Genomic DNA, 663 nt, shown 5'->3' with positions numbered 1-663 from the left:
ACTTCCTTATGTTATATTTTGGTAAAAAATTTATTTTTTTACATTATAGTCGGCTAAATGAAGTTTACTGTAAAAAAACGATACTTTTTCGGGTGGCGCTTCCAATCAGTAGAATATGTGTTTTTCAATGAAGGAGCCGATGACTTTTCGTGGATTTCCACGGAACGCGAGAAGCAGATTGTTTTACGTGCCAGCCGCTTGATGCGGGTGCGGAGGGTCAGGTTGTTACGTTCAAGATATAGCATGTGCTGGATGAAGATCCCTTTTCTGGTCACCTGTTTATCTTTCGTGGCCGACGGGGTGACACTGTTAAAATGTAATGAACGCATCCCACACAATTAAACACGGAGTAGTATGATGGTTAAAAGGGTGAAACTGGCAGGTGTGGAGCCTCGCAGCTTTCCGGCATCATACTGCCCAATACGGGATGCATAAAGCGTCCTCAGACTGGAGACTCCACAAATGAAATATACACCGGTTGGCGTTGATATGGCAAAACATGTCATTCAGATTCACTTCATCAATGAGCACATGTCAGCGCCAGTGATATAAGACGGTAATGGGGATGCGGACGATTTCCTGGACTCTCAGAAGATGAAACATGTTTACTGAAGAACAAAAAATTCGCGCTATTGAGCTTTATTTCAAATATGGTAAGAAGCT

At 42.5% G+C, this 663-nt stretch carries 1 pseudogene; it reads right to left on the bottom strand.

The window, feature by feature from the left end:
* Positions 1–105 precede the first annotated feature (105 nt).
* A pseudogene (locus ACUU1I_RS21025) lies at positions 106–287 on the bottom strand (IS1 family transposase); the annotation flags it as partial.
* Between the last annotated feature and the right edge of the window lie 376 nt (positions 288–663).

It is taken from the genome of Shigella sp. SIG3, from assembly GCF_053555855.1.
The sequence above is the reverse complement of the archived record's forward strand: the minus strand, read 5'-3'. Positions and strand labels throughout refer to the sequence as shown.